Annotated in this window: 23 protein-coding genes, 1 tRNA gene and 1 pseudogene; 20 read left to right on the top strand and 5 right to left on the bottom strand. The window is 63.1% G+C overall.

The window, feature by feature from the left end:
• Nucleotides 1–70 precede the first annotated feature (70 nt).
• Together LB524_RS22215 and LB524_RS22210 are read right to left on the bottom strand one after the other, a co-directional pair.
• Nucleotides 71–1,618 carry a GMC family oxidoreductase gene (locus LB524_RS22215; RefSeq protein ID WP_224530133.1) on the bottom strand — a complete coding sequence of 516 codons (1,548 nt, stop codon included), beginning with the start codon at nt 1,616–1,618 and terminating at the stop codon, nt 71–73.
• Nucleotides 1,619–1,765: 147 nt separating this feature from the next.
• The gene (locus LB524_RS22210; protein ID WP_140617621.1) at nt 1,766–2,437 is read right to left on the bottom strand and encodes a GntR family transcriptional regulator; all 672 of its coding nucleotides are present in this window, start codon (nt 2,435–2,437) and stop codon (nt 1,766–1,768) included.
• 169 nt (nt 2,438–2,606) lie between these two features.
• Between LB524_RS22210 and LB524_RS22205 the strand changes: the two genes are divergently transcribed.
• The 10 genes from LB524_RS22205 to LB524_RS22160 all read left to right on the top strand — a co-directional run bounded on the left by LB524_RS22205 (nt 2,607) and on the right by LB524_RS22160 (nt 11,994).
• A complete protein-coding gene (locus LB524_RS22205) occupies nt 2,607–3,443 on the top strand; it encodes an alpha/beta fold hydrolase (RefSeq protein WP_224530130.1) in 837 nt (278 codons plus the stop codon).
• Between the two features lie 44 nt (nt 3,444–3,487).
• Complete coding sequence (locus tag LB524_RS22200) at nt 3,488–4,627, top strand: FAD-dependent oxidoreductase (protein WP_015315974.1); 1,140 nt, start codon at nt 3,488–3,490, stop codon at nt 4,625–4,627.
• 65 nt (nt 4,628–4,692) lie between these two features.
• A complete protein-coding gene (locus LB524_RS22195) occupies nt 4,693–5,283 on the top strand; it encodes an amino acid synthesis family protein (protein WP_041163678.1) in 591 nt (196 codons plus the stop codon).
• Between the two features lie 30 nt (nt 5,284–5,313).
• Nucleotides 5,314–5,772: a YbhB/YbcL family Raf kinase inhibitor-like protein gene (locus tag LB524_RS22190; protein ID WP_015315976.1), complete on the top strand. Its 459-nt coding sequence runs from the start codon at nt 5,314–5,316 to the stop codon at nt 5,770–5,772.
• Nucleotides 5,773–5,809: 37 nt separating this feature from the next.
• Nucleotides 5,810–6,568 (top strand): class II aldolase/adducin family protein, encoded by a 759-nt coding sequence (locus tag LB524_RS22185; RefSeq protein ID WP_224530127.1) that lies wholly within the window; start codon nt 5,810–5,812, stop codon nt 6,566–6,568.
• 114 nt (nt 6,569–6,682) lie between these two features.
• Nucleotides 6,683–8,320, top strand: coding sequence for a GMC family oxidoreductase (locus LB524_RS22180; protein ID WP_224530346.1), 1,638 nt, complete (start codon nt 6,683–6,685; stop codon nt 8,318–8,320).
• Nucleotides 8,320–9,249 carry a 5-formyl-3-hydroxy-2-methylpyridine 4-carboxylate 5-dehydrogenase gene (fhmpcd1, locus tag LB524_RS22175; RefSeq protein ID WP_224530124.1) on the top strand — a complete coding sequence of 310 codons (930 nt, stop codon included), beginning with the start codon at nt 8,320–8,322 and terminating at the stop codon, nt 9,247–9,249. The genes LB524_RS22180 and fhmpcd1 overlap by 1 nt, the downstream gene beginning before the upstream one ends.
• 59 nt (nt 9,250–9,308) lie before the next feature.
• A complete protein-coding gene (locus LB524_RS22170) occupies nt 9,309–10,139 on the top strand; it encodes an ABC transporter ATP-binding protein (RefSeq protein ID WP_140665227.1) in 831 nt (276 codons plus the stop codon).
• Nucleotides 10,136–10,951 carry an ABC transporter permease gene (locus tag LB524_RS22165; RefSeq protein WP_015315981.1) on the top strand — a complete coding sequence of 272 codons (816 nt, stop codon included), beginning with the start codon at nt 10,136–10,138 and terminating at the stop codon, nt 10,949–10,951. The genes LB524_RS22170 and LB524_RS22165 overlap by 4 nt, the downstream gene beginning before the upstream one ends.
• Nucleotides 10,952–10,989: 38 nt before the next feature.
• Nucleotides 10,990–11,994, top strand: coding sequence for an ABC transporter substrate-binding protein (locus LB524_RS22160; protein WP_224530121.1), 1,005 nt, complete (start codon nt 10,990–10,992; stop codon nt 11,992–11,994).
• A gap of 35 nt (nt 11,995–12,029) precedes the next feature.
• On the opposite strand, the gene LB524_RS22155 is transcribed toward LB524_RS22160, so the two are convergent.
• On the bottom strand, nt 12,030–12,455 hold the full coding sequence (locus LB524_RS22155; protein WP_140617627.1) for a hypothetical protein: 426 nt from the start codon (nt 12,453–12,455) through the stop codon (nt 12,030–12,032).
• Nucleotides 12,456–12,553: 98 nt separating this feature from the next.
• Between LB524_RS22155 and LB524_RS22150 the strand changes: the two genes are divergently transcribed.
• The 8 genes and pseudogenes from LB524_RS22150 (at nt 12,554) to fghA (ending at nt 21,182) form a co-directional block, all read left to right on the top strand.
• Nucleotides 12,554–13,582 carry a putative B6 ABC transporter substrate-binding protein gene (locus LB524_RS22150; RefSeq protein WP_224530117.1) on the top strand — a complete coding sequence of 343 codons (1,029 nt, stop codon included), beginning with the start codon at nt 12,554–12,556 and terminating at the stop codon, nt 13,580–13,582.
• 78 nt (nt 13,583–13,660) lie between these two features.
• A complete protein-coding gene (locus tag LB524_RS22145; protein ID WP_224530116.1) occupies nt 13,661–15,229 on the top strand; it encodes a putative B6 ABC transporter ATP-binding protein in 1,569 nt (522 codons plus the stop codon).
• Complete coding sequence (locus LB524_RS22140) at nt 15,226–16,323, top strand: putative B6 ABC transporter permease subunit 2 (protein WP_140713539.1); 1,098 nt, start codon at nt 15,226–15,228, stop codon at nt 16,321–16,323. The genes LB524_RS22145 and LB524_RS22140 overlap by 4 nt, the downstream gene beginning before the upstream one ends.
• A 3-nt stretch (nt 16,324–16,326) precedes the next feature.
• Nucleotides 16,327–17,262, top strand: coding sequence for a putative B6 ABC transporter permease subunit 1 (locus LB524_RS22135; RefSeq protein WP_140617631.1), 936 nt, complete (start codon nt 16,327–16,329; stop codon nt 17,260–17,262).
• A 48-nt stretch (nt 17,263–17,310) separates the two neighbouring features.
• Nucleotides 17,311–18,117, top strand: a complete 807-nt coding sequence (pldA, locus tag LB524_RS22130) for a 4-pyridoxolactonase (RefSeq protein ID WP_015315988.1) — start codon at nt 17,311–17,313, stop codon at nt 18,115–18,117.
• 26 nt (nt 18,118–18,143) lie between these two features.
• A pseudogene (gene ppaT, locus LB524_RS22125) lies at nt 18,144–19,321 on the top strand (pyridoxamine--pyruvate transaminase).
• A 38-nt stretch (nt 19,322–19,359) separates the two neighbouring features.
• Nucleotides 19,360–20,106, top strand: a complete 747-nt coding sequence (pldH, locus tag LB524_RS22115; protein WP_224530106.1) for a pyridoxal 4-dehydrogenase, SDR-type — start codon at nt 19,360–19,362, stop codon at nt 20,104–20,106.
• Nucleotides 20,107–20,345: 239 nt separating this feature from the next.
• A complete protein-coding gene (fghA, locus tag LB524_RS22110) occupies nt 20,346–21,182 on the top strand; it encodes an S-formylglutathione hydrolase (protein WP_224530103.1) in 837 nt (278 codons plus the stop codon).
• A 270-nt stretch (nt 21,183–21,452) separates the two neighbouring features.
• Here fghA and LB524_RS22105 read toward each other — a convergent pair.
• A tRNA-Met gene (locus LB524_RS22105) sits at nt 21,453–21,529 on the bottom strand.
• 238 nt (nt 21,530–21,767) lie between these two features.
• Between LB524_RS22105 and LB524_RS22100 the strand changes: the two genes are divergently transcribed.
• Nucleotides 21,768–22,733 (top strand): Gfo/Idh/MocA family protein, encoded by a 966-nt coding sequence (locus LB524_RS22100; RefSeq protein ID WP_015315992.1) that lies wholly within the window; start codon nt 21,768–21,770, stop codon nt 22,731–22,733.
• Nucleotides 22,734–22,776: 43 nt separating this feature from the next.
• Here LB524_RS22100 and mnmA read toward each other — a convergent pair whose 3' ends face one another.
• Entirely contained in the window at nt 22,777–23,967 is a 1,191-nt protein-coding gene (gene mnmA, locus LB524_RS22095; protein WP_140713547.1) for a tRNA 2-thiouridine(34) synthase MnmA, read from the bottom strand.
• A 283-nt stretch (nt 23,968–24,250) separates the two neighbouring features.
• On the opposite strand from mnmA, the gene LB524_RS22090 reads away from it, so the two are divergent.
• Nucleotides 24,251–24,526 carry a DUF1153 domain-containing protein gene (locus LB524_RS22090; protein ID WP_006203587.1) on the top strand — a complete coding sequence of 92 codons (276 nt, stop codon included), beginning with the start codon at nt 24,251–24,253 and terminating at the stop codon, nt 24,524–24,526.
• The last annotated feature ends 12 nt before the right edge of the window (nt 24,527–24,538 follow it).

Here is a 24,538-nt window from a genome sequence, read left to right as displayed (position 1 = left end):
AGCTATCGCTGAAACGCCGTTGGTGCCGTGTCGCCAGGTCGTGCTTGCTTTGCCGGCGATATGCTATTTCTCAGGCGCGAGATCGAGCGAAGGTCTCGGCGATCGCGAGAACCGCGGCGTGTATAGGTCCCGCGGTTAGACTGGGCATGATCGACGCGTCGACGACAAAAAGATTGTCGAGCGCCTTCAGCCGCAGATCCGCATCGACGACGGCGTCCGGATCCTTGCCCATCCTGCAAGTGCCACAGGGATGATGATGCGTGATGACCGACTGCGCGATGAAGTCGTCCATGTCAGCCGCGCTGTTCAGGCTGCCTGGCAGGAGTTCGCGCTCGCGCCAGCCGGCGAGTTCATCCCGATGTCCGATCGTCCGGGCTGCCTCGAGCGCCTGGCGAAACAGCGCACGGTCCCGGCCGCTTTGCAAATATGCGGGGTCGATGATCAACCGATCATCGAGCTCCGGCCCGCTTATGCGCACGCTGCCGCGGCTCATCGGATGGGTGATCCCGAACAGCAGCGAATATGCGGTGCCGGCGGAAGGCGCCTGAAAGCGTTCGGACACGATCGGCGCGATGCCGCAACCAACGACAATTTCGGGCTGACCGGTACCGGTGAACCCGCCGGCGCGCATATAGGCCATCGATTCCGAGTGCTGGAGGCGCGATGGAGGAACGGGCCTGCGAGCCGCATAAAGGTTGCCGGCGCCAAGCAGGTGATCCTGAAGGTTTCGACCGACTTCCGGCATATCGATCAAGCAGCCAACGCCGGCGGTATCGAGCATGTCGTGCGGACCGATGCCCGAGCGCATCAGCAAAGCCGGACTTTCCAGCGCGCCGGCGCAAAGGACAATTTGATCCGCGAGGATTTCGACCGGACCCTGTCGCCCCACGATTTCGAGGCCGTGGACCCGATTGCTCGCCAGGTTAAGCCGCCGCACTCGCGATCCCGTGAGGATGGTCAGGTTCTCGCGGCCTCGAACAGCCGGCGTGAGCCAGGCGTCCGCCACCGTAACCCGCCGCCCATCGCGAATGTTCAAGAAGTTCGGGGTGACGCCGATCATCTCCCCGCTGTTGTGCCCTTCAAGACGCGGCAGGCCGAGCGAAGCGCCGGCTTCGATAAACGCGCGCGCGACCGGACTGACCTCGTCGGCCGGCAAATGGACGGGCATCGGCCCGCCCTTGCCGTAAAGGCCGTTGCCGCCGAGCGGGTGATCCTCGATAGCCCGAAACGCGGGCAGCAATTCATCCCAGCTCCATCTGTTATCGCCGGTCGCGTCGACCCATGCCTGGAAGTCCCGGGGATGACCACGCATGTAACCCATCGCGTGCAGGCAACTCGAGCCGCCGACCACCCGCCCGCGCGCCCAGCGATGCACCCGGCCAGCGGTCCCGGCTTGCGGCTCCGTGCGATAGTCCCAATCGTAGCCACGGCCCTGAAGTGCCGGCCATGCGGCGGGGTTCCAGATGTCGGGATCCACCGCTTCTTCGCCTGCCTCGATCAGCAGAACGCGGCTGTCCGGCTTTTCACTCAGTCGCGCCGCAAGCAATGCGCCAGCCGACCCGCCGCCGACGATGACGATATCGGCATCCCGTTCGCGCTCAAAATTCGCCCAGCTCATCATCACTCCATCTGACGCTTGCGTATTTGGTCGGCAAGTTTGGCGCCGGCACGAGGTGGCCTACGCATCGAGCTGTGCGCGGACAGTCGATCCGCGACATCCTCAAAGGCTTCGGGTTTCAGGCGGAGCAACTGTCTTTCGAAAAACTCAAATCGCGCTGTCCATGGACATCTTCGCTGCCGCTTTGGCCTTCAACAGGTGATTTTTGGAGGCCTTGCGGGCGGCCTTCTCGTCGCCGGCGGCGATGGATTCGTATATCTCCTTCATCTCCGCCAGGCTGCTCTGTGCCCTGCCATCCAAGGACATCGATCGTCCGCGAAAGAAGCTGATCCTGGCCACAAGGCCACGATGGACCTCCTCAAGGATCGGGTTGCCGCAATTGGCCAGTATGATCGAATAGAAGTCCGCGGCGGTCATGACCTGTGCCAGGCTGTCATTGCTGGACGCCGCCGCTTCGAACGCGGAAAGAGATTTCTCGAGTTCAAGCAACTGCTCCGGGGAAATTCTCGACGCGCAGCGTCCCGCGGCCTCGACTTCCAGCAGCTCTCGAACCTCGTAGATGGCGGTTGCCACTTCCCACGTAAGCGACGGTATCGACGGCCCGCGGTTGGGGACGATCTCGATCAGGCGCTCGGCCTCGAGACTGCGCAAAGCCTCCCTTAGCGAAGGGCGGCTGATGCCAAGCTGTGTGCACAGCTGACTCTCGATGAGGCGGCTTCCCGGCTGGAACAATCCGGAGAAGATGGCGAGCCGTAACTTGTCGACGGTCTCGCGTTGAACTGTTCGTGGGGAAATTCGCAAATTCAAATCTGGAGGCATCTCTAACGTCTCATCGGTTTGAGTCGCAATCTCCTAACCAGCATACGTCACGCCGTGGAAAATAGCCAGATTGTCAAATCTGAAGATTGCAAGAATGTCAGACAATCTGCTTGACGTCGTTCTGGCTGTATGATCCTTTTGACCGAGACGGGCAGTGACGGTGAGGATCATGAACATTGCGGCAGGGATAGCTTCCGACCAATTTGGCTCGCGACGCATCGACACCGGCCGCATCACCTTGAATGTGCGCGAGGCGGGCAACGGCCCGTTGATGCTGTTTTTCCATGGCATTACCTCCAATTCCGCGGTCTTCACGCCGTTGATGGCTCGGCTCTCGGATCGCTTCACCGCCGTGGCCGTCGACCAGAGAGGGCACGGCCACAGCGACAAGCCGGAAGGCGGTTACGATGCGCATGACTATGCCGACGACATTGCCGGCTTGATCCGCACCCTCGACCGGGGTCCTGCCATCCTCGTCGGACATTCGCTTGGCGCGAGAAACTCCGTCACGGCAGCCGTGCGACATCCGGAACTGGTGCGGTCGGTCATCGCAATCGACTTCACGCCCTATATCGAGACCGAAGCGTTGGATGCGCTGGAAGCCCGGGTAAACGCGGGAAGCCAGCTTTTCGAGGATATCAAGGCCGTCGAAGCCTATCTTGCTGGCCGCTATCCGAACATTCCCGCCGACGCCATCAGGATCCGAGCCGAGAGCGGCTATCAGCGGGTCGACGGCGGGCTGCGACCATTGGCGTCGCCGGCGGCCATGGCCCAGACGGCCAAGGGCCTGCGATCGGACCTGGTGCCCGCCTATCGGGATGTGGCGAAGCCCGTCCTTATCGTTCGGGGCGAGGCGAGCAAATTGGTTTCGGCGGCGGCGCTGGCGAAAACAAGCCGGCTGCGGCCCGATCTGCCCGTGGTCGTCGTTCCGGGCGCCGACCACTACGTCAACGAGGTATCTCCCGAGATCACGCTGAAAGCGATCACGAATTTCATCGACGCCTGACGGCCCAGCACGCCGTCTTCTTGTACGCAGCATCAGGATAGAAAATGGCCAATGTAAACAAAACCCAGGGTAAGGCGCGCCGTGCCGAGGTCGCTGGCGGCGGCTTTGCCGGTCTGACCGCCGCCATCGCTCTGAGGCAGAACGGTTGGGATGTCAGGCTGCACGAAAAGAGCTCGGAGCTGCGGGCATTCGGCGCGGGCATCTATCTCTGGCACAATGGCCTTCGCGTGCTCGAAGGACTGGGCGCCCTGGATGATGTTCTCCAAGGTTCGCATACGCCCCCGACCTACGAGACCTGGATGCATAACAAGTCGGTTTCCAAGGAGACGTTCAACGGCCTCCCGTGGCGCATCATGACCCGGAGCCACCTGCATGATGCCCTGGTCAACCGCGCCCGCGCGCTGGGTGTCGACGTATCGGTCAACTCCGAAGCGGTTGCCGCCGATCCGGAAGGTCGCCTGACGCTTCAGACGGGAGAGGTTCTCGAAGCCGACCTGATCGTCGGCGCCGACGGTGTTGGGTCCAAGGTCAGGGACTCCATTGGCTTCAAGCAGGACCGATGGGTCTCCAAGGACGGTCTCATCCGGCTGATCGTGCCTCGCAAGAAGAAGGAACTCGGTCACGGCGAGTGGGACAACACCATAGACATGTGGAACTTCTGGCCGCGCGTTCAGCGGATCCTCTACTCGCCCTGCAACGAGAATGAGCTTTACCTCGGCCTCATGGCTCCAGCCGCCGATCCGCGGGGGTCGCAGGTGCCGATCGATCTCGAGGTCTGGGTCGAGATGTTCCCTTTCCTGGAGCCGTGCCTGATCGAGGCGGCGAAGCTGAAAACAGCCAGGTACGACAAGTACGAAACGACCAAGCTTGACAGCTGGACAAGAGGCAAGGTCGCCCTGGTGGGAGATGCCGCGCATGCGATGTGTCCGGCTCTTGCCCAGGGCGCCGGTTGCGCGATGGTCAATGCCTTCAGCCTGTCGCAGGATTTGCAGACTGGCTCTTCGGTCGAGGACGCGCTCGTCGCGTGGGAAAAGCGCATTCGCCCGATCACCGATCGCTGTCAGGCGCTGTCCGGCGACTATGCGGCGAACCGCTCGCTCTCGAAGGGAAACATGTTCACGCCGGCGGCATTGGAAGCAGCCCGCTACGACCCGCTGCGCGGCGTCTTCTCATGGCCGCAGTAGCATCGGACGAGCCGCTCAACGCATTAATCGGCGCGCGCAAGCTGCGCTCCCTTCAGGAGACAAAGATGAACTATTCCAGTGAAGTCGAACGGGACTACGATGTCAGGGGGTGGTACGCCTCGGTCCAGGAAAGCCGGCATGATGGCGGCCAGCCTGGCGAGACCCTCGTCAAAGTCGCGACTGGCGTTGTCATCCGCAATCCGTTCGCCGGAAAGTTCGTCGCCGAACTGTCCGACCTGACCAATCCCAGTTCAGCCATCGGTCATGCGCTCGGCGAGCGGGCGGTGGCGCTGCTCGGCAACAGGCCGGTCGAAAGCTATGGCAAAGGCGGTATCGCGGGCACATCCGGCGAGCAAGAACATGTCGTCGCCTGCATCACCACGGTGTTCGGAGATCCGCTGCGTCAGCAAGTGGGCGGCGGCAAGGCCTGGATCTCGTCGGTCAGCAAGGTCGCCGCAGCCGGCACATCCATCGATATCCCGCTTGCCCACAAGGACGAGCTTTATATCCGTTCCCACTATGATGCCGTCACATTTTCGGTGCCGGATGGCCCGCGCCCCGATGAGCTTTTGATCTGCGTGGCCGTCGCATCGGGTCCGCGCGTGCATCAGCGCGTCGGGGGCAAATCCGTCGCCGACCTCAAGGCCGGTGTCTAGTTCGATCGAAATTGGCGAAGGACGAATTCCATGCCCCTGAACATCAAGGATCTCAAAATTACGTCGGCGGATTTCAAGCCGCTCGGGAAGTTGCGCGACGAGCATGCCGGCGACAAAGGCAATGTGTTGCCCAGGCTTACGGTCAGCGGCGTCCCCGCGGGCACGAAGGAACTCGCGGTCATCTGCCATGATCCCGACGCGCCCTTGCCCAACGGCTTCACCCATTGGGTCGTCTACGGCATCGATCCGTCGACCACCGATCTTTCGGACGCGCAGGAAAAGTTTCGCGTCGGGCCAAACGGCGCCGGCGGCAAGCAGTATTACGGGCCCCAGCCGCCTGCAGGCCATGGAGAACATCACTATTACTTCTGGGTCTATGCCCTGGACACCAAGGTCGAAGGGACGCCTACCAGGGAGGAGTTCCTGCAGAAATACGCCGGGAACATCATCGAGCAAAACCGGATCGTTGGCCTCTACGAAAACAAGTGAAATCCGCGACGCCGGCGACCGATAACTAAGAATAAAAATGGTCGCCAGCGCCGCGCAATGGGAGAATTTGGAAATGAAAGACAACAGCCCAGCACACCAGACCGTCTTCGAAGAGCTGGTCACGGCGACGAAGATCCTTCTGAACGAAGGCATCATGGATACGTTCGGGCACATCAGTGCCCGTGACCCCCAGGATCCCCAAAGCTTCTTCCTAGCGCAGAAGCTTGCTCCGAGTCTGATAACCGTCGACGACATCCAGCGTTTCAATCTCGACGGCGAGACGTCGGACAATCGCCCGTCCTATCTTGAGCGCTACATCCACAGCGAGATCTATAAGGCGCGGCCCGACGTTCAGTGTGTGCTCCACACCCATTCTCCGGCTGTCCTGCCGTACTGCTTCGTCGACACGCCGCTTCGGCCGGTCACCCACATGGGAGCTTTCATCGGCGAGAAAGTCCCGGTCTACGAGATTCGCGACAAGAATGGCGACGAGACGGATCTCTTCGGCGGCAGCCCCGGGATCTGCGCTGATATCGCCGAAAGTCTCGGCCACCAGACAGTGGTGCTCATGGCGCGGCATGGCGTCGTCAATGTCGGCAACTCCGTGCGTGAGGTCGTCTTCCGGGCGTTCTATCTCGAGCAGGAAGCGGCAGCGCTCACGGCCGGCCTGCGGATCGGCAACATCAAATATCTGTCGCCGGGCGAGATAAAGACGGCAGGAAAACTCGTCGGCGCCCAGATCGATCGAGGATGGAATCACTGGTCGCAGCGTCTGAGAGAGGCCGGCCTGGCCTAGTGCCGGCCGCCTTGAGGAATACCTAGTCCATCCGGCCCTGGCCGGGATGGTCCAGGCTCGGGTTTCAATAGTTCCCTGGCGCAGGAGCGCCGGACCAAGGCAATGAAACGCACCATGCCGCACGCGGAAAGTTACGACTACGTCATCGTTGGGGCCGGATCGGCCGGTTGCGTGCTCGCCAACCGGCTGAGCGCCGACCCCGGATGTTCGGTGCTGCTGCTCGAGGCCGGCGGCTGGGATCGCGACCCCATGATCCACATCCCGCTTGGCTGGGGCAAGATCCTGACCGAGCGACGTCACGACTGGATGTATTTCTGCGAACCGGAAGACAATGTCGGCGGACGCAGAGTCGAGTGCGCCCGCGGCAAGGTGATCGGCGGATCTTCGTCGACCAACGCCATGGCCTATGTGCGGGGAAATCGCGGCGATTACGACCGTTGGGCGGCCAGCGGGCTCCAAGACTGGTCGTACGACAAGGTGCTGCCCTATTTCCGCAAGCAGGAGAGCTGGGAAGGAGGCGCGAGCCACTTTCGCGGCGGCAATGGTCCGGTCAGCACCCAGTTCTGCCGTTACAAGGACCCGCTGATCGACGCGTTTGCGCAGGCCAGCGTGGAGGCAGGATATCCACAGACGGACGACTACAATGGTGAGCGGCAGGAAGGTTTCGGCCGCCTCCAGATGACAATCTCGAAAGGTCGGCGCAGCTCGACCGCGTCCGCCTATCTGCGGCCAGCCCTGAAGCGGCCCAATTTGACCGTGCTGACCGGAGCGACGGCGACGAAGATCACGCTGGAGGGCACACGCGCCACCGGGGTGGTTGTGAACCATGGCGGCGGCCAACGGTCGGTCGTCGCCCGCAAGGAAGTCCTGCTCTCGGGCGGCGTCATCAACACGCCGCAACTTCTGATGCTGTCCGGCATAGGGGCGCCAGAGGAACTCGCGACGCACGGTATCCAGACGCGGGTCAACCTGCCGGCGGTCGGCAAGAACCTGCAGGATCACGTCTCGGTCATTCTCATGTACCGGCGCCGGGGGCCGGGCGGCCCTTTCCTTCGCAACATGCGTGCCGACCGGATCGGGTTCGATTTCGCCAAGACCTACTTCACGGGACGAGGTTTCTCGGGAGATGTGCCCGGTGGGGTCGTCGCGTTCCTGAAAAGCGGCCCGGAGCGTCCGTTGCCGGATGTGCAACTGCTGTTCACGGCCGCCCCGCTCGCCGCGTGGCCGTATTTCGAGCCGTTCAAGGCGCCGTTTCCGGACGGGTTCGCCACACGGATCGTGGCGACGCAGCCTGAAAGCCGGGGCGCGGTGAAATTGGCCTCGGCCGATCCTCTCGCGGCGCCACTGATCCACCAGAATTTCCTCGCCTCGCCGAAGGACTGGGCCTCGCTTCGGGCCGGCTTCCGAGTGGCGAGGGACCTCGCGTCGCAACCCTCCATGCAGCCCTTCATCGAGGCGGAGTTTTTCCCTGGCCCGAAGTGCCAGAGCGACGACGAGATCGATGAACATATCCGCAAGACGTCCATCACCGTGCATCACCCGGCGGGAACCTGCCGGATGGGCGCCGACGCGGCCTCGGTCGTCGACCCGCAATTGCGGCTTCGTGGCGTCGACGGCCTGAGGGTGGTGGACGCTTCCGTCATGCCCGACCTGGTCTGCGGAAACATCAACGCGGCGGTGATCATGATTGCCGAGAAAGCCGCCGATCTCCTCGCGGCATCAAAAGCGGCAACGCAAAGCAGGGCAGCATAATGATCCAGCGTATCGCCATCATCGGTCTGGGTACGATGGGGCCTGGCATGGCCGCCCGGCTCGCCAGAGGCGGCCTGCAGGTCGTCGCCTACGACGTTGCCCCGGCTGCGATCGAGCGCGCGGGGTCCATGCTGGGCGTGGCCGAGAGCGTTCTCGACGCCCTGGGTATCGCGGCGCCACCGGCCGGCGCCGGAACGGTCCGCTTCACGGATGACATCGCAGACGCGGTATCGGGCGCCGACCTCGTCATCGAGAACGTTCCTGAAAACATTTCGATCAAGGCCGATGTCTATCGCACGATCGACAGCCTGATCGCATCGGACACGATCGTCGCGTCCGACACGTCGGGCATCCCGATCACCAAGCTGCAGGCGCACATCTCCCATCCCGAGCGGATGGTGGGCATGCACTGGTCGAACCCGCCGCACATCATCCCGATGATCGAGGTGATCGCAGGCGAAAAGACCGCGCCGCATATCGTGACGACGATTCGCGACCTGATCCGCTCGATCGGCCTCTTGCCGGTGGTGGTGAAGAAGGATGTTCCGGGCTTCGTCGAAAACCGCGTGCTCTATGCGTTGCTGCGCGAGGCGGTCGACCTTGTCGAGCGCGGTGTCATCGAGCCGGAAGATCTCGACACCTGCGTCTCGTGGGGCATCGGCTACAAGATCGCGGTCATCGGGCCGATGGCGCTGCTCGATATGGCGGGCCTCGATATCTACAAGTCCGTCTCGTCCTTCCTCAACGCCGATCTCTCCAATCGCGACGATGTCGCGCCGATGGTGCTGGAAAAGACGAACGCGTCGAAGCTCGGCATCAAATCGGGGGAGGGCATGTTCTGCTACACGCCCGAGCAGACAAAGGCGCTGCAAGGCGAACGGGCGCGCAAGCTCGTCGCGGTGCGTCGCATCCTGGAGGGCCGGGAGTAGCCATGACACATCGTGCTCACAAGGCCGGTCGGGTTGGGTACCGCATGGAGGGCCAAGCCATGCGTGTTGAAACCATCCGGGCAGCCGGTGGCCGGCCGGCCCATATACGTCACGACGACCTGATCTCCGCCAAGGGCGTTTCGGTGGTCATGGCCAAGCAATTGGTTCTGCAGAACATCGATCTTTCGGTACCGAAGGGATCGTTTGTTTCTCTCATTGGTCCTTCCGGCTGCGGCAAGAGCACCTTGCTGAAGGTTCTGGCCGGACTTGTAAATCCGACAAGCGGCAGCGTTTCGATCGCCGGGCTTTCGCCGGTCGAGGCGGCGCGCAAACGCATGATCGGCCTCGTCTTCCAGGACGCCAACCTTTTGCCGTGGAAGAACGCCGTCGACAACGCTTCCATGCTGCTAGGTATCGCCGACAAGTCGCTTTCGCGCGCGCAACTACGGACGCGCGGACAGGAGATGCTTGAGCTGGTGGGCCTGGGCGACAGCGCCCACAAGCGTCCGAACGAATTGTCAGGCGGCATGCGCCAGCGCGTCGCTATCGCGCGGGCGCTGGCGCTCGATCCGGCGGTGCTGCTGATGGACGAGCCGTTCGGCGCGCTCGACGCCATTACCCGCGACCAGATGGGTCAGTCGCTGCTGGAGATCTGGCAGCGCACCGGCAAGACCATCGTTCTTGTCACCCACTCCATCGACGAGGCCATTCATTTGTCTCGCCATGTTCATGTGCTGGGGATCAAGCCGGGCCGGATCACCGAAAGCCTCGACATTGGCCTGCCCTATCCGCGCGATCTGTCGGTGACGGAAGATCCGGAGTTCGTCAGGCTGGTGGTTCAACTGCGCACCATGCTGCGCGCCAGCCACCAACCGGGAGGCGTGTCATGAGCGATCAACCCATCACCAATCCCTCCGACTCGCGGTTTGCCTCGAGTTGGGTGGCCGCGACCGGCAGCTGGCTGCCGGCGGTCATACTTTTGCTGGCGACGATCGTCGTATGGGAAGCCGTGGTGCGGATTTTCGCTATCTCCGCCTTCATCATTCCCGCTCCGTCCGAAATCGCGCAATCGCTGGTCGCGCAATGGGCAACGCTGATGCAGGCGACGCTGGTGACGGCAGGCGAGATCCTGTTCGGGTTCCTTGTCTCCGTCGTGGTCGGCGTCGCCATTGCGCTGGTCATCGTGCGCTTCGACTGGCTGGGGCGAGCGCTTTATCCGCTGGTGGTGTTGTTCCAGAACGTGCCGAAGGTGGCGCTGGCGCCGATCTTCATTCTCTGGTTCGGCTATGGGCTCGCGCCCAAGATCGGCCTGATCCTGGTCATCGCCTTCTTCCCGGTGACATTGTCGATGCTGGCCGGCATGCAGTCGGTCGATCGCTCGCTGCTGTCGCTGATGAACTCGGTCGGCGCCAGCCCGACGCAGATCCTGTTCAGGATCCGCGTTCCGCATTCGCTGCCGAACCTGATGGCGGGAACCAAGATCGCGGCCACGCTGAGCGTGATCGGCGCCATCGTCGGCGAATTCGCCGGTGCCTCGGACGGCTTAGGCTACGTCATCCAGTTCGCCTCGACCCAGCTCGACACGGCGCTGGTCTTCGCGGCGCTGCTGCTCGTCTCCGTGCTCGGCATCGCCTTCTACTACGCCGCCGAAATCCTCGAACGCATCGTGGTGCCATGGGCACCGAAATTCAGCCAGGCCTAGGCCTCTCGATCAACCACCGTCAATAAAAGGGAACAAAAATGCTGAGCTCACTTATCAAGGTAGCCACGCTTGCGGCCTTTGCCGGCGCGCTTGGCTTCTCGAACGCGACGCTGGCGGCTGACAAGATCACCGTCCAACTCGATTGGGTGGTGCGCGGCAACCATGCCATGTTCTTCGTCGGCAAGGAAAAAGGCTTCTTCGCCAAGAACGACATCGACGTTGCCGAAATCCGCAAGGGTTCGGGTTCGCCGGATGCCATGCGGCTGGTGGGCAACGGGAACGCGGATTTCGGTTTCGGCGATCTTCCCACGCTCGCCGTGGCCCGCTCGCAGAGCGTTCCGGTGGTGGCGGTGGCAGCCGTCAACCAGCACTCGCCGCTGGCAATCATGTCGCTCGCCAAGACGGTGAAGCTCACCAAGCCGGCCGATCTCAAGGGCCTGACCATCGGCATTCATCCAGCGGGCTCGACCTACATCTTCTTCAAGGGCTTCCTGGCGGCCAACGGCCTGACCGAAAAGGACATGACGCTGAACAGCGTCTCGCCGCCCTATGAAAGCTATCTGCTTCTCGGCCGGGTTCAGACGGTGGTCGGCTATGTCGACGCCGAGGTTCCCGAACTGGAAGCCAAGGCGGGCGGTCCCGGTTCGCTCAGCATCATGATGGGCGCCGACCATGGCTGGAAGGCTTATGGCTCCGGCCTGTTCACCTCGGAGACAATGATCAAGGACAAGCCGGACGTCGTCGCCCGTTTCGTCAAGGCCTACAGGGAAGCCTTCGATTATGTCGTCGCCCATCCGGAAGAAGCCGCCGAGATCACCGCGAAGGCCGCACCCGGTTACGCGGACAAGAAGGATGTGCTGCTGGCCCAGATCAACGCCGACGTCGCCTCAACCTTCACCAGCCCCGACACCAAGGACCACGGCCTCGGCTGGATGACGAAGACGCAGTGGGAGGAAACGCTGAAGACGCTCACCGACCAGGGCGTGCTCAAAGCTGCGCTGTCGGCCGACGACGTCTTCACCGACAAGTTCCTGGAGGAATAGGGCACGATGGCCCGGACGGACCGATCAATGAGCGCCTACCGGCATGCCAGGCTGTCCTGCTCCATGCCGCAGGACACCTCGCGCTCGCCTTTGGCGGCGTCGGTTCGGTCGAGCGCGATCTGCCCGCGCGTGGCATATGCGCGACCCGCGAGGCCACACCACAGGCGCTCGACCGGCAGGTTTTCGCGCTTGTCGTTGAGGATGGTGAAGGTGCCGGTCTTGGGATCGAACCAGAGTTCGACACGAGCGCTCATGCCCGGCTCTATCGTCGCTATCCCTTCTGAATACCAGTGGGCGAAGTCGGCGTTGCAGGACACACCTTCCTTGCCGGCATTCGAAATCGTCAACGGCACCATATCGAGCCCGTCGGTGCCCTTGCGGACGATCACATGGTGCAACTCAACCGCGTTGGCAAGCGATGTGAACGCCAACATCACGGGGAGGACATAACGGATTTTCACTTTGCCTGAGCTCCATGGGTAGCTTTCTCAGGCAGTCTATCTCGCTTGTGCGCAATAACAATAAAAATATTGATTGGAAATCAAACAGAGAGGGTAACATGTTAAAGATCCTGAAGGGTAGCGTAAGTGCATTAATACTGTCTGGTATCTTGACGGGCGGCGCGCTTGCCGGCGAAGTCAAGTCGATCGCCATCCTCACGCCTGAAGAAGGCACGGACTATGGCTGGAACCAGCAAGGCATCGACGCCGCCAAGGCAGCCGGCAAGGCAGCCGGCGTCGAGGTGGTCGTGGCGCAGGGCCTCGGCTATGGCGATGTCCGTCCGACGCTGCGCGAGCTCGCGTCCGACGGCGCCAGCCTGCTGATCGCGCATGCCAGCGGCTACAACACCTCGGCACCCGAGATCGCCAAGGAACTGAAGGTTCCGGTAGCGATCGTCGATACGCCGAACGGGCTGGAGAAAGGCCTCGTCGCCGACTACACGCTGAGCGGCCACCAGGGCGCCTATCTGGCCGGCCGTCTCGCCGCCAAGATGTCGCGCTCGAAGTCGGTCGGCATCGTCGTCTCCGGTGAACCGCCATCGTGGAACTCGCAATCGGCGGCGTTCGCGCAAGGGGTGAAGGCGGAGAACCCGGACGTCAAGATCACCTATGCGGTGATCGGGCCGGCCGCCTACAGTGACGCTGCCGGCGGCAAGCGCGTCACCGAAAGCGTTATCGCCTCGGGCGCCGACATCATTTTCGGCCAGGGCAACGGCTCCAGCTTCGGTATGCTGCAGGCAGTCGAGACGACAAAGGCCGCCGATGGCGGCAAGGTCTATTTCATCGACGTCATCGGCGACAAGTCGCCAATCGACAAGGGCTTCCTGCTGTCGTCGGTGGTGTGGAACATCGAACCGGTCTACGCGGCGATGATCGCCGACCTGAAGGCCGACACGTTTGGTACCAAGCATTATTCGATCGGCCTCAAGGACGATTCCGTGCAGTTGCTGAAGACCGCCGCCATCCCCGACAACGTCTGGAGCGAAATCCAGGCGCTGCGCGAGGACGTCATTTCCGGCAAGATCAAGGTCGAGCCAGTCTATGACGCGGCCGCCGTCAGGGCACTGATGACAAGCGTCGCCCAGTAAGGCGATCAGAAGTCGGCTGCCGGAGGGGCGATCGGTTCGCCCCTCCGGATATTTCCCGTTTTCCAGTGCTGGGCTTTCATGAGCAGTCTTTCTTCATCGCCCGTCGATAGCCGCGACATCGTCGCGCTCGAAGGCGTGACCAAACGCTTTCCCGGCATCGTCGCCAATGACAGCGTCGACCTGTCGATCCATCCTGGCGAGGTGCATGTACTGCTTGGTGAGAACGGCGCGGGAAAATCCACCTTGATCGGCATGCTGTCGGGCCTGCAGCAGCCGGACGAGGGGCGCATACTTGTCGACGGCAAGCCGACGCCGATCACCTCGCCGCGCCATGCGCTGGCGCTTGGCATCGGAACGGTGTTCCAGCACATGATGCTGGTGCCCACCCTGACGGTCGCCGAGAACCTGCTTCTTGGCGGGCCCTGGTGGCAGCGCCCGAGGACCGAAGAGCTTGCGGCCCGCGTGGCCGAGATCACTGGCAGCCTCGGCATCACAGTAAAACTGCATGCCAAGGTTTCGGAACTCTCGCTCGGTGAGCAGCAGCAAGTCGAAATCCTACGCGCCATGGTGCGCAACAGCCGGCTGCTGATCCTCGACGAATCCACCTCGATGCTGACGCCGAAGGGCATCGAGGAACTTGGCGCGCTGATGCGGCGCCTCGTCGAACAGGGATTGGCGATCGTCTTCATCACCCACAAGCTCAAGGAGGCGGCCGCCTTCGGCGACCGCATCTCGGTTCTCAAGCTCGGCCGCAAGGTGGGCGAGATCCCGCCCGAGCGGTTTCGCGCACTCGGCGAGCAGGAGATTATTTCCGAGATCGTGGAGTTGATGTTCGGCAAGCAGAAGGACGATCCCGAAGCGGTCGAACGTCCGGCCCGCGCGGTCGATGCCAGTGCCGCGCCTCTGCTTCAGGTCGCGGATCTCACGGTCGCGCCGACCGACAATGCACCCGGCCTGTCGTCGATCTCCTTCGACATCCGTCCGGGCGAGATCCTCGGCATCGCGGGCATTGATGGCAACGGCCAGAAACAACTGGCGGAGGCCTTGGCCGGTCAACGGGCGGCGACCAGCGGCTCGGTCCGGCTGGAGGGCACCGCCATCGAAGCGCTGAGCGTCGGCGAACGCCGCCACCGCGGTCTTCGCTATTTGACCGATGACCGGCTGGGCGAGGGCACCGTCGGCACGTTCCCGGTCTCCATAAATTTCTTCCTGAAGCAGGTCGGGGCGGCGCCCTTCTGGCGCGGCGGCGTCGAGCAGCGCGCCGAGATCGACAGGCGTGCCGCCGAGCTCGTGCGCGAATACGATGTGCGCACGCCAAGCTTGAAGACGCCCGTTGCCCGGCTCTCCGGCGGCAACATCCAGAAGGTGCTGCTGGCGCGGGAACTGGCCGAAGGCGCCAAGGTGGTGATCTTCAACAAGCCGACCTATGGGCTCGATCTCGCCAACACGCTGGCCTCGCGCCAGCGCATCCGCGACACGGCGGCACGCGGCCTCGCAGTACTCTTGATCTCCACCGACCTCGAGGAACTGCTCAGCATGTGCGACCGTATCGCCGTCATTGCCAATGGTGCGCTGGTCGGCACCGTCGCCAACGCCGACGATGCCCGGACCAGGGTCGGTCGCCTGATGATCGGACTTGCCGCATGAGCATCGACACCGCACCCGCCGCCGGCGCCACCGCACTCGATGCCACGAGCGCAGCCGCCACGCGGCGCGACATAGTGCACCGGCTGCTGATGACGCTTGGGCCGATCCTTGCCGCCCTCGTCATCGCCGGCTGCATCCTGCTTGCCGTCGGCGTCGACCCCCTCGCTTATTATGGCTATGTGCTGGAGAAGGGCCTCTTCTCGCCGCTCGGCATCCAGCAGACGCTGACGCGCATGGCGCCACTGCTGTTTCTCGCCGCCGGCCTGATCGTTGCCTTTCGCGCCGGCATGTGGAACCTCGGCGGCGACGGTCAGTTCCTGCTCGGCGCCGTCACGGCGGCGGCCAGCGCTCCCGTGCTGGTGCAGGTCATGCCAGCCTGGCTGGCGTTGTTCTGCGCGTTCCTGATTGCCATGCTGGTGGCCATGATCTGGTCGCTGGTGCCGGCGCTGCTGCGCGCCTATCAGGGTGTCAACGAGATCATCACCACGCTGATGATGACGTTCCTCGGCACGTCGCTCGCCAATGTGCTGGTCAAGCTGGTGTTTCGCGATCCCGGCACGACCGTGCCGCAGACCCGCACGCTGCCGGTGGAGGACCGGCTACCGCGCCTGTTCGAAACCACCATCACCAGTGGCCTGCTGCTCGGCCTGGCGGCAATCATCATCGTGCATCTTGTGATGACGCGTACGGCATTCGGGCTGAAATTGCGGATCGTCGGCGCCAATCCGCGTGCGGCGGTTCATGCGGGGCTGGGCGTGCCCGGCCTGACGATTGCCGTCTTTGCCATTTCCGCCGGGCTCGCCGGCCTTGCCGGCGCTGTCGACATCATCGGCGTGCAAGGCAATGTTCGCGCCGACTGGAATCCAGCCTATGGGCTGGCGGTCATTCCGGCCGTGTTTCTCGCCCGCATGAACGGCTTTGCCGCGATCGGCTTCGTGTTCCTGCTCTCCGTATTATCGATCGGCGGCGAGAGCGCGGCGCGGCGGCTTGGCGTGCCCAATCACTTCACGCTGGTGCTGGTCTCCATCGTGCTGATCGTGCTCGCCTTGGCCGAATATGTCGACCACCGTTATCATCAGTCGAGAAAGGCGTAGGGCATGACCGGGCTCTTCAGCGAAGTCTTTCTCAGCGCATTGCTGTTTGGCGCCGTCACCGCCGCCATTCCGCTGCTGCTTGCCGGGCTCGGCGAACAGATGTCGGAAAAGGCCGGCGTGCTCAACATCGGCATCGAGGGCATGATGCTGGCCGGCGCTTATCTCGGCTTCGTCGGCGCATTCTATTCGGGATCGCTGTGGCTAGGCTTTCTCACCGGCGCTGCGGGCGGCGTCGCGGTGGCGCTGATCATGGCGCTGCTTTGCGTGCGCATCGGGCTGAACCAGATCGTCATCGGCATCGCGCTGACGCTTGGTCTCGAAGGCCTGACGGCGCTGCTCCATCATTTCCAGTTTTCGCGCAGCTATCCCCGCCTGCCGGCGGCGGACGCAACCGTCATTCCGCTGCTGTCGGACATTCCGGTGATCGGCCCGGCCTTCTTCAGGCATCACTTGATCGTCTATCTGGCGGTCGCCCTGGTGTTCGCCATGAGCCACCTCTACCGCCGCACGCAGCTCGGCCTCAACCTGCAGGCAGCGGGCGACAAGCCGGCCGCGCTCGATGTCGCCGGCATCGACGTCATCAGGACCCGTACCATCGCGGTGCTGACGACCGGCGCGCTGGCTGGGCTTGGGGGTGCCTATCTCGCCAATGTCGGAGCGGGCCTGTTCATTCCGTTCATCACCAATGGCGCCGGCTTTCTCGGCATCGTGCTGGCCATGCTGGCGCGGGGACGGCCGATCTGGGTGCTGTTCGGCGCTCTTCTGTTCGGCGTGTGCCTGTCGCTGACGACGGCCATGCAGGTGGCGGGCATCAACATACCGACCGATGTCATCCAGATGCTGCCGTTCCTGGCGGTGATGATCATGCTGGTGCTGTTCGGGCGGCGGGCCAGCCTGCCGGCGGCACTGGGCATTCCATACGAGCGCGGGGCGCGCTGAGAAAAACCAGACGCGCGGATGGAACCCGCGCCGGAAAAGGAGGCAACAATGTCGGATACCAAGGTCTACCTGCTCGACGGCGGCTCACTTGTCCTCGACGGCTATCATGTGTTCTGGAACCGTGGCCCAGGCGGCGAAGTGCGCTTCCCCGTCTATTCGATCCTGATCGAGCATGCCGAGGGCCGCTTCCTCATCGATACCGGCTATGACTACGACCACGTCATGAAGGTGCTGCCCTTCGAGAAGCCGATCCAGGAAAAGCACCAGACCATTCCCGGCGCGCTGGCGCTGCTCGGGCTGGAGCCGAAGGACATCGACGTCGTCGTCAACTCGCACTTCCATTTCGACCATTGCGGCGGCAACAAGTATTTTCCGCATGCCAAGAAGATCTGCCACCGTTCGGAGGTGCCGCAAGCCTGCAATCCGCAGCCCTTCGAACATCTCGGTTATTCGGACCTGAGCTTCTCGGCGGAAGCGGCGGAGGCACGTGGCGCGACCGCGCAACTGCTGGCAGGCACGACACGGGCCAACTCGACTTTCGAGGGCATCGAAGGTGACATCGAACTGGCAAAAGGCGTGAAACTGATCTCCACCCCCGGCCACTCGATCGGCCATTACAGCCTTCTGGTCGAGTTTCCCAAGCGCAAGCCGATCATGTTCACGATCGACGCCGCCTACACGCAGAAGAGCCTGGAAACGCTTTGCCAGGCCGCCTTCCATATCGACCCGGTCGCGGGCGTCAATTCGATGCGCAGGGTGAAGAAACTTGCCGAGGATCACGGCGCCGAGCTGATGTACTCGCACGACATGGACAACTTCAAGACCTACAAAACCGGCACACAGTTCTACGGCTGATCGCCGCCAATCCGGAGACCAAGACCATGCGCTATCCCGATCACGCGGATCCGGTCCTCACGCTGACGGCGGGGCCAGTCAATGCCTATGCCGAGGTGCTGCGGGGCCTCGGCCGCACGGTGCTCTACGACTATGACCCGGCCTTCCAGCTCTTCTACGAGAAGGTCGTCGACAAGGTTCAAAAAGCGATGCGGCTTTCCAACAAGCCAGTCATCCTGCACGGAGAGCCGGTGCTGGGTCTCGAGGCGGCAGCGGCGTCGCTGATCACATCGGACGACGTCGTGCTCAACCTTGCCTCGGGCGTCTACGGCAAGGGGTTCGGCTATTGGGCGAAGCGCTATTCACCGCATCTCCTCGAAATCGAAGTGCCCTACAATGAGGCGATCGACCCGCAGGCGGTTGCCGCCATGCTGAAGACGCATCCGGAAATCACTGTCGTCTCCGTCTGCCATCACGACACGCCGTCGGGCACCATCAACTCGATCGATGCCATCGGCGCGCTGGTGTCGGCGCATGGCGGTTACCTGATCGTCGATGCCGTCTCGTCTTTCGGTGGCATGAAGACGCATCCGGACGACTGCAAGGCCGACATCTATGTGACCGGCCCGGGCAAATGTCTTGGCGCGCCGCCAGCGCTTACGATCATGGGGGTCAGCGACCGCGCCTGGGCCAAGATGAAGGCCAACAAGGCGGCGCCCCGGGCCTCGATGCTGAGCATCGTCGACTGGGAGAACGCCTGGTCTCGCGACAAGCCATTCCCCTTCACGCCCTCGGTGGCCGAAGTGAACGGCCTCGATGTGGCACTCGATCTCTATCTCAACGAGGGGCCGGAAGCGGTTTGGGCGCGCCTGCACTGACGGCCAAGGCCATGCGGGCAGGCGTCGTCGCCATGGGCCTGTCGATCTGGGCCGCCAGCGATGCAATCGCCTCGCCGAGCACCACGGCCGTTCGCACACCCGACGGTGTCGACGAGAAAGCACTTCGCCAGGCAGCGCGCGCCCGCTACGGCGTGGTGTTTTCGTCGGGTCGCGGTGAAACTTTGGGGAAGCTTACACGCATCGGCCATATGGGCCCGACGGCACAGCCGATCTATGCGATCGCGGCGCTGACGGCGCTTGGCGGCGCCATGAACGCGGCTGGCCAGAAGCTTGCGGTCGGCAAGGGCATCGACGCGGCGCTGGCGGTGATCGACGCCGACGCCTGAACAGACATCAACAGACTGCGCATCGAGGGAGAAATTTCATGACTGAACGGCTTGCGGGAAAGACGGCGCTGGTGACGGGGGCGGCACAGGGCATCGGCAAGGCGATCGCGGCGCGGCTGGCGGCCGACGGCGCGACCGTCATCGTCAGCGACATCAATGCCGAGGGTGCCAAGGCCGCGGCCGCCGAAATCGGCGGCAAGGCGAAGGCGATCGCAGCCGATATCGCCGATCCGGCTTCGGTGAAAGCGCTGTTTGGCGAGATACAGGCACTCACCGGCGGCGTCGATATCCTGGTCAACAATGCCAGCATCGTGCCGTTCGTCGCCTGGGACGATGTCGACCTCGACCATTGGCGCAAGATCATCGACGTCAACCTGACGGGGACCTTCATCGTCACCCGCGCGGCGACCGACCAGATGCGGGCGGCGAGCAAGGCCGGACGCGTGATCAGCATCGCCTCCAACACCTTCTTTGCCGGCACGCCGAACATGGCGGCCTATGTCGCGGCCAAGGGCGGCGTCATTGGCTTCACCCGGGCGCTGGCCACCGAGCTTGGCAAGTATAACATCACGGCCAATGCGGTGACGCCCGGCCTGATCGAGAGCGATGGCGTCAAGGCAAGCCCGCACAACGAGGCGTTCGGCTTCGTCGAGATGCTCCAGGCGATGAAGGGCAAGGGCCAGCCCGAACATATTGCCGATGTCGTGTCGTTCCTGGCCAGCGACGACGCCCGCTGGATCACCGGCCAGACGCTGAATGTCGACGCCGGGATGATCAGGCACTAAGGGCAATCGTCAAGTCCGGCGCCCTGCCGGCCCGATCGCCGGCCATCGAAACGTCTGGCTTTTCGCTGGCCTCCAGCCTCCCGGCTAGGTCAGCGTGTTCGCAAAGCCTGGCGTCTACCGGCGGCATTATCGGGGTGCACCTCGATAACGCCGCCGGGACTTATTAGCGGCTCGCGGTTGCGAGCGATGCATCCGGCCGCTATGCCGGGCCGGGATTTCTTGACGAGAAGGCAGAGCTGATGAAAGTCGTTTCCACGTCCAAGTCGCATGGCGGCGTGCAAGGTGTTTATTCACACGCTTCCGAAGCCTGCGCCTGCGACATGACCTTTGCCGTCTTCGTGCCGCCGCAGGCCAAGGATGGGCCACTGCCGGTGCTCTGGTATCTGTCGGGCCTCACCTGCACTCATGCCAATGTCATGGACAAGGGCGAATACCGGCGTCTGGCAGCCGAGCTCGGCCTGATCGTGGTCTGCCCCGACACAAGCCCACGCGGCGAGGGTGTGGCCGACGAAAAGGATAATTGGCAGTTCGGCTCGGGCGCCGGCTTCTATCTCGACGCGACGCAGCAGCCCTTCGCCAGGAACTACCGGATGCACTCCTATATCGTCGACGAGCTGCCGGCCCTGATCGCCAGCCAGTTCCCCGCCGATATGGAGCGCCAGTCGATTTTTGGCCACTCCATGGGCGGGCATGGCGCGCTGACCATCGCGCTGAAGAACTCCGAGCACTTCAGAAGTTGCTCGGCGTTCGCACCGATCGTTCAGCCGATGACGGCAGACTGGTCGCGGCCGGCTCTGGAAAAATATCTCGGCAAGGACGAGAAATCCTGGCGCGCCTACGATACAACAGCGCTGATCGAAGACGGGCACCGCTTCGGCGAATTCCTGGTCGATCAGGGCACCGCCGATGGCTTCCTCAAGGACGGCCTGCGGCCATGGCTTCTCGAAGACGCCTGCAAGAAGTCCGGCATCGCGCTCACCTTGCGCATGCAGGAAGGCTACGATCACTCCTATAATTTCATCTCGACCTTCATGGACGACCATTTGAAGTGGCACGCCGCGCGCCTGGCCAAGTAGGAGCACGCCAGGGGCCACTCACTCCGTGAGGATCGGGTTCGGGTCCGGCAAGGCCATCCCATAGGCGGTGTCGGCCGCGCCTTCGGCTATGTCACTGGCGCAGGATCCGCAGGTCAAGAGCCTGAGCACACTGATGCTGACGCGGCGGCGCGGAAATCGGCCGCGAACTCGATCGTTACGCGCTCAAACGGGTATGGCTGCGTGGATAGCAAACCGAGCCAAGGTTCTCGGGCGCCGGAGCCCATTGGTATCTGAAATTATTCTAGAAATTGGTAGCGGGAGAGGGACTTGAACCCCCGACCCCAGGATTATGATTCCCGTGCTCTAACCAACTGAGCTACCCCGCCAGGGCGGCGACAGGCCCGAAATCCACCTTAAATCGAAAGGCATTTCGAGGCGTTCGCCAAGGTCGCGCGGATATAAGGTTGGGAGGGCGAGCCTGTCAAGCTTCGATGCATTCGATATCAGGGCTATTCTCGATGGGGAAAAGCTTTGCCGCACGAACAGCTGGTTGGTGCCGCCGGGGTTGAGTTCGACGGGGCACGTCGCTATGTCTCGGCCACGAGTTTTTAGAGTTTGAAACAGATGAAGCCGCGCATTGCAGTCCTCGGTTGCGGATACTGGGGCTCCAACCACATCCGCACCCTCAAGGCGCTCGGCGCATTGCACGCGGTTTCCGACACCAATCGGGCTCGCGCCGAAGGTTTCGCCAGCGAACAGGACTGCCTGGCGATCGAGCCGGACCAACTGTTCGTCCGCGATGACATCGACGCCATCATCATGGCCTTGCCGCCGCAGTTCCATGCCGATCTTGCCGTGCGCGCCGTCGAGAACGGCAAGGACGTGCTGGTGGAAAAGCCGATCGCGCTGACGGTGGCCGATGCCGAGCGCTCGGTGCAGGCGGCCAAGGACAATAGCCGCGTGTTCATGGTCGGCCATGTCCTGCGTTTCCATCCCGCCTTCGAGACGTTGAAAGGGCTGATCGACAAGGGCGAGCTCGGCGAGGTCCGCTACATCCATTCGCACCGGCTGGGGCTCGGCAAGTTCCATACCGAGAACGATGCGCTATGGGACCTGGCGCCGCACGATCTGTCGATGATCCTGGCCATCACCGGCACCGAGCCGATCGAGGTGCGCGGCGAGGGAGCGGCACTCCTCGACAATCTCAGCGATTTCGCGCATCTGCACATGCGCTTTCCCAACGGACTGCGCAGCCATCTTTTCACATCGCGGCTCAACCCCTATCGCGAGCGGCGGCTGACCGTGGTCGGAACCAAGGCGATGGCGGTGTTCGACGATGTCGAGCCATGGGAGCGCAAGCTTGCGGTCTACCGCCACGCCGTGTGGCAGGACAGCGGCCAGTGGGCATTCACCACCAATGAGCCGTCCTATGTCGCGGTTGCCCAGGGCATGCCGCTGACGCGCGAACTGGAGCACTTCATCCACTGCATCGAAACGCGCGCCGAACCGCGCACCAGCGGCGAGGAAGCGATCAGGGTGCTGCGCATCCTGACGGCCGGCACCGTCACCCACACCAAATCCACGGCCTGAGGGAAGGCTACGCCGCACTCCTGGTACGATGGGCAGGGGAGAGCTACTCGGCGGGAACTTGCGCCGGCTTCGCGGCCAGCCGGCTCAGCATCGCTTCGGCTTCGGCGCCGCGCTCGGAGCGCACGATGAAGCCGCCGCCGAAGACACGGGCCTCGTTGCCGTCGTCGGAATAGAGCACGCAGGCCTGTCCAGGCGCGATGCCGGATTCACCGTCGGCCAGTTCGACCGAGGCTACACCTGCCTCGTGACGCAGCACGGCCGGCCGTGGCGGCCTGGTCGAGCGCACCTTGGCGAACAGCTCGATGCCGCCGGCGGGCACATCGGCGAGGCCTCCGTCTCCCAGCCAGTTCATGTTGCGCAGATAGATCTTGTGCGTCTCCAGCGCCTCGCGCGGGCCGACCACGACACGGGCGCGCTCGGCGTCGAGATGGACGACATAGAGCGGCTCGCCGGACGCGATGCCGATGCCACGGCGCTGGCCGATCGTGTAGCGCAGAATGCCCTCGTGGCGACCGAGCACGCGGCCGTCGATATGAACGATGTCGCCTGGGTTGGCGGCAGTCGGCTTCAGCTTGGCGATGATGTCGGAATATTTGCCTTGCGGCACGAAGCAGATGTCCTGGCTGTCCTGCTTGGCGGCCACCGTCAGCCCCATCTCCTCGGCGATGGCGCGAACCTGGGGCTTCGACAGGCCGCCGAGCGGAAAGCGCAGGTAGTCGATCTGCGCCTGCGTGGTGGCGAACAGGAAGTAGCTCTGGTCGCGGTCGGCATCGACCGGCCGGTAAAGCGCCCGGTGGGCGCCATTGGCGCCGGAGCGGATGTAGTGGCCGGTGGCCAGCGCGTCGGCGCCGAGATCCTTGGCCGTGGCCAGGAGATCGGCGAACTTGACCGTCTGGTTGCAGGAAACGCAAGGAATGGGGGTTTCGCCGGCGACGTAGCTCTCGGCGAAGGGATCGATGACCGCCTTGCGGAACCGCTCCTCGTAATCGAGCACATAATGGGGAATACCTAGCGTCTCGGAAACGCGACGGGCATCGTCGATGTCCTGGCCGGCGCAGCATGAGCCGGCCCGATGCGTTGCCGCACCATGATCATAGAGTTGCAAGGTGACGCCGACGACATCGTAGCCCTCGCGCTTCAACAAGCCGGCGACCACTGATGAATCGACGCCGCCCGACATGGCGACGACGACGCGGGTCTCTTCGGGGCGTCTGGGGAGGTCGAGACTGTTCATGGTGCTTTCATTTCGCGGCGGCTCAATGCCAATGTCGAGAATATAGGTCAAGCTTTCATGCGGCGCCAGCTTGCAGGACGACCTCGGCGTGGCGGACGCTGCGAACGGGCACATTTCTCCCGGCTAAAACGGGGCTTCCGACCGTATATTTCAAATGCCCGCTAAAAGACTAACGCGGCGTTCACGATCCTTACCTAGTCATTAGGGTCTGCTTAGGCAATTTTTAAAGCTGTGGCGGTAACGTGGCGGGGATTGGGTCTTTGAGTTTTTTGTAGAGAGTACGATGACCGATCTGGTTAGACCTAGAGTCAAATATGTTATCGGGCCTGACGGCAGCCCTCTCACGATTGCCGATCTGCCGCCGACGAACACGCGTCGCTGGGTTATCCGGCGCAAGGCGGAGGTGGTTGCAGCAGTGCGCGGCGGGCTTTTGAGCCTTGAAGAGGCATGCCAGCGCTACAAGCTGACCACGGAGGAATTCCTGTCCTGGCAAGCGTCGATCGACGAATATGGCCTTGCCGGGTTGCGCACCACGCGTATCCAGCAATACCGGCACTAGGCCGGTCTCACC

This window comes from Mesorhizobium sp. ESP6-5, from assembly GCF_020164695.1.
Classification (GTDB): domain Bacteria; phylum Pseudomonadota; class Alphaproteobacteria; order Rhizobiales; family Rhizobiaceae; genus Mesorhizobium; species Mesorhizobium australicum.
This window is presented reverse-complemented; position numbering and strand designations above follow the sequence as displayed.

Bases quoted from the DNA above. Each gene is read 5' to 3' on its own strand.
- LB524_RS22215 (WP_224530133.1), bottom strand. From the start codon at position 1,618: ATGAGCTGGGCGAATTTTGAGCGCGAACGGGATGCCGATATCGTCATC.
- LB524_RS22210 (WP_140617621.1), bottom strand. From the start codon at position 2,437: ATGCCTCCAGATTTGAATTTGCGAATTTCCCCACGAACAGTTCAACGC.
- LB524_RS22205 (WP_224530130.1), top strand. From the start codon at position 2,607: ATGAACATTGCGGCAGGGATAGCTTCCGACCAATTTGGCTCGCGACGC.
- LB524_RS22200 (WP_015315974.1), top strand. From the start codon at position 3,488: ATGGCCAATGTAAACAAAACCCAGGGTAAGGCGCGCCGTGCCGAGGTC.
- LB524_RS22195 (WP_041163678.1), top strand. From the start codon at position 4,693: ATGAACTATTCCAGTGAAGTCGAACGGGACTACGATGTCAGGGGGTGG.
- LB524_RS22190 (WP_015315976.1), top strand. From the start codon at position 5,314: ATGCCCCTGAACATCAAGGATCTCAAAATTACGTCGGCGGATTTCAAG.
- LB524_RS22185 (WP_224530127.1), top strand. From the start codon at position 5,810: ATGGTCGCCAGCGCCGCGCAATGGGAGAATTTGGAAATGAAAGACAAC.
- LB524_RS22180 (WP_224530346.1), top strand. From the start codon at position 6,683: ATGCCGCACGCGGAAAGTTACGACTACGTCATCGTTGGGGCCGGATCG.
- fhmpcd1 (WP_224530124.1), top strand. From the start codon at position 8,320: ATGATCCAGCGTATCGCCATCATCGGTCTGGGTACGATGGGGCCTGGC.
- LB524_RS22170 (WP_140665227.1), top strand. From the start codon at position 9,309: ATGCGTGTTGAAACCATCCGGGCAGCCGGTGGCCGGCCGGCCCATATA.
- LB524_RS22165 (WP_015315981.1), top strand. From the start codon at position 10,136: ATGAGCGATCAACCCATCACCAATCCCTCCGACTCGCGGTTTGCCTCG.
- LB524_RS22160 (WP_224530121.1), top strand. From the start codon at position 10,990: ATGCTGAGCTCACTTATCAAGGTAGCCACGCTTGCGGCCTTTGCCGGC.
- LB524_RS22150 (WP_224530117.1), top strand. From the start codon at position 12,554: ATGTTAAAGATCCTGAAGGGTAGCGTAAGTGCATTAATACTGTCTGGT.
- LB524_RS22145 (WP_224530116.1), top strand. From the start codon at position 13,661: ATGAGCAGTCTTTCTTCATCGCCCGTCGATAGCCGCGACATCGTCGCG.
- LB524_RS22140 (WP_140713539.1), top strand. From the start codon at position 15,226: ATGAGCATCGACACCGCACCCGCCGCCGGCGCCACCGCACTCGATGCC.
- LB524_RS22135 (WP_140617631.1), top strand. From the start codon at position 16,327: ATGACCGGGCTCTTCAGCGAAGTCTTTCTCAGCGCATTGCTGTTTGGC.
- pldA (WP_015315988.1), top strand. From the start codon at position 17,311: ATGTCGGATACCAAGGTCTACCTGCTCGACGGCGGCTCACTTGTCCTC.
- pldH (WP_224530106.1), top strand. From the start codon at position 19,360: ATGACTGAACGGCTTGCGGGAAAGACGGCGCTGGTGACGGGGGCGGCA.
- fghA (WP_224530103.1), top strand. From the start codon at position 20,346: ATGAAAGTCGTTTCCACGTCCAAGTCGCATGGCGGCGTGCAAGGTGTT.
- LB524_RS22100 (WP_015315992.1), top strand. From the start codon at position 21,768: ATGAAGCCGCGCATTGCAGTCCTCGGTTGCGGATACTGGGGCTCCAAC.
- mnmA (WP_140713547.1), bottom strand. From the start codon at position 23,967: ATGAACAGTCTCGACCTCCCCAGACGCCCCGAAGAGACCCGCGTCGTC.
- LB524_RS22090 (WP_006203587.1), top strand. From the start codon at position 24,251: ATGACCGATCTGGTTAGACCTAGAGTCAAATATGTTATCGGGCCTGAC.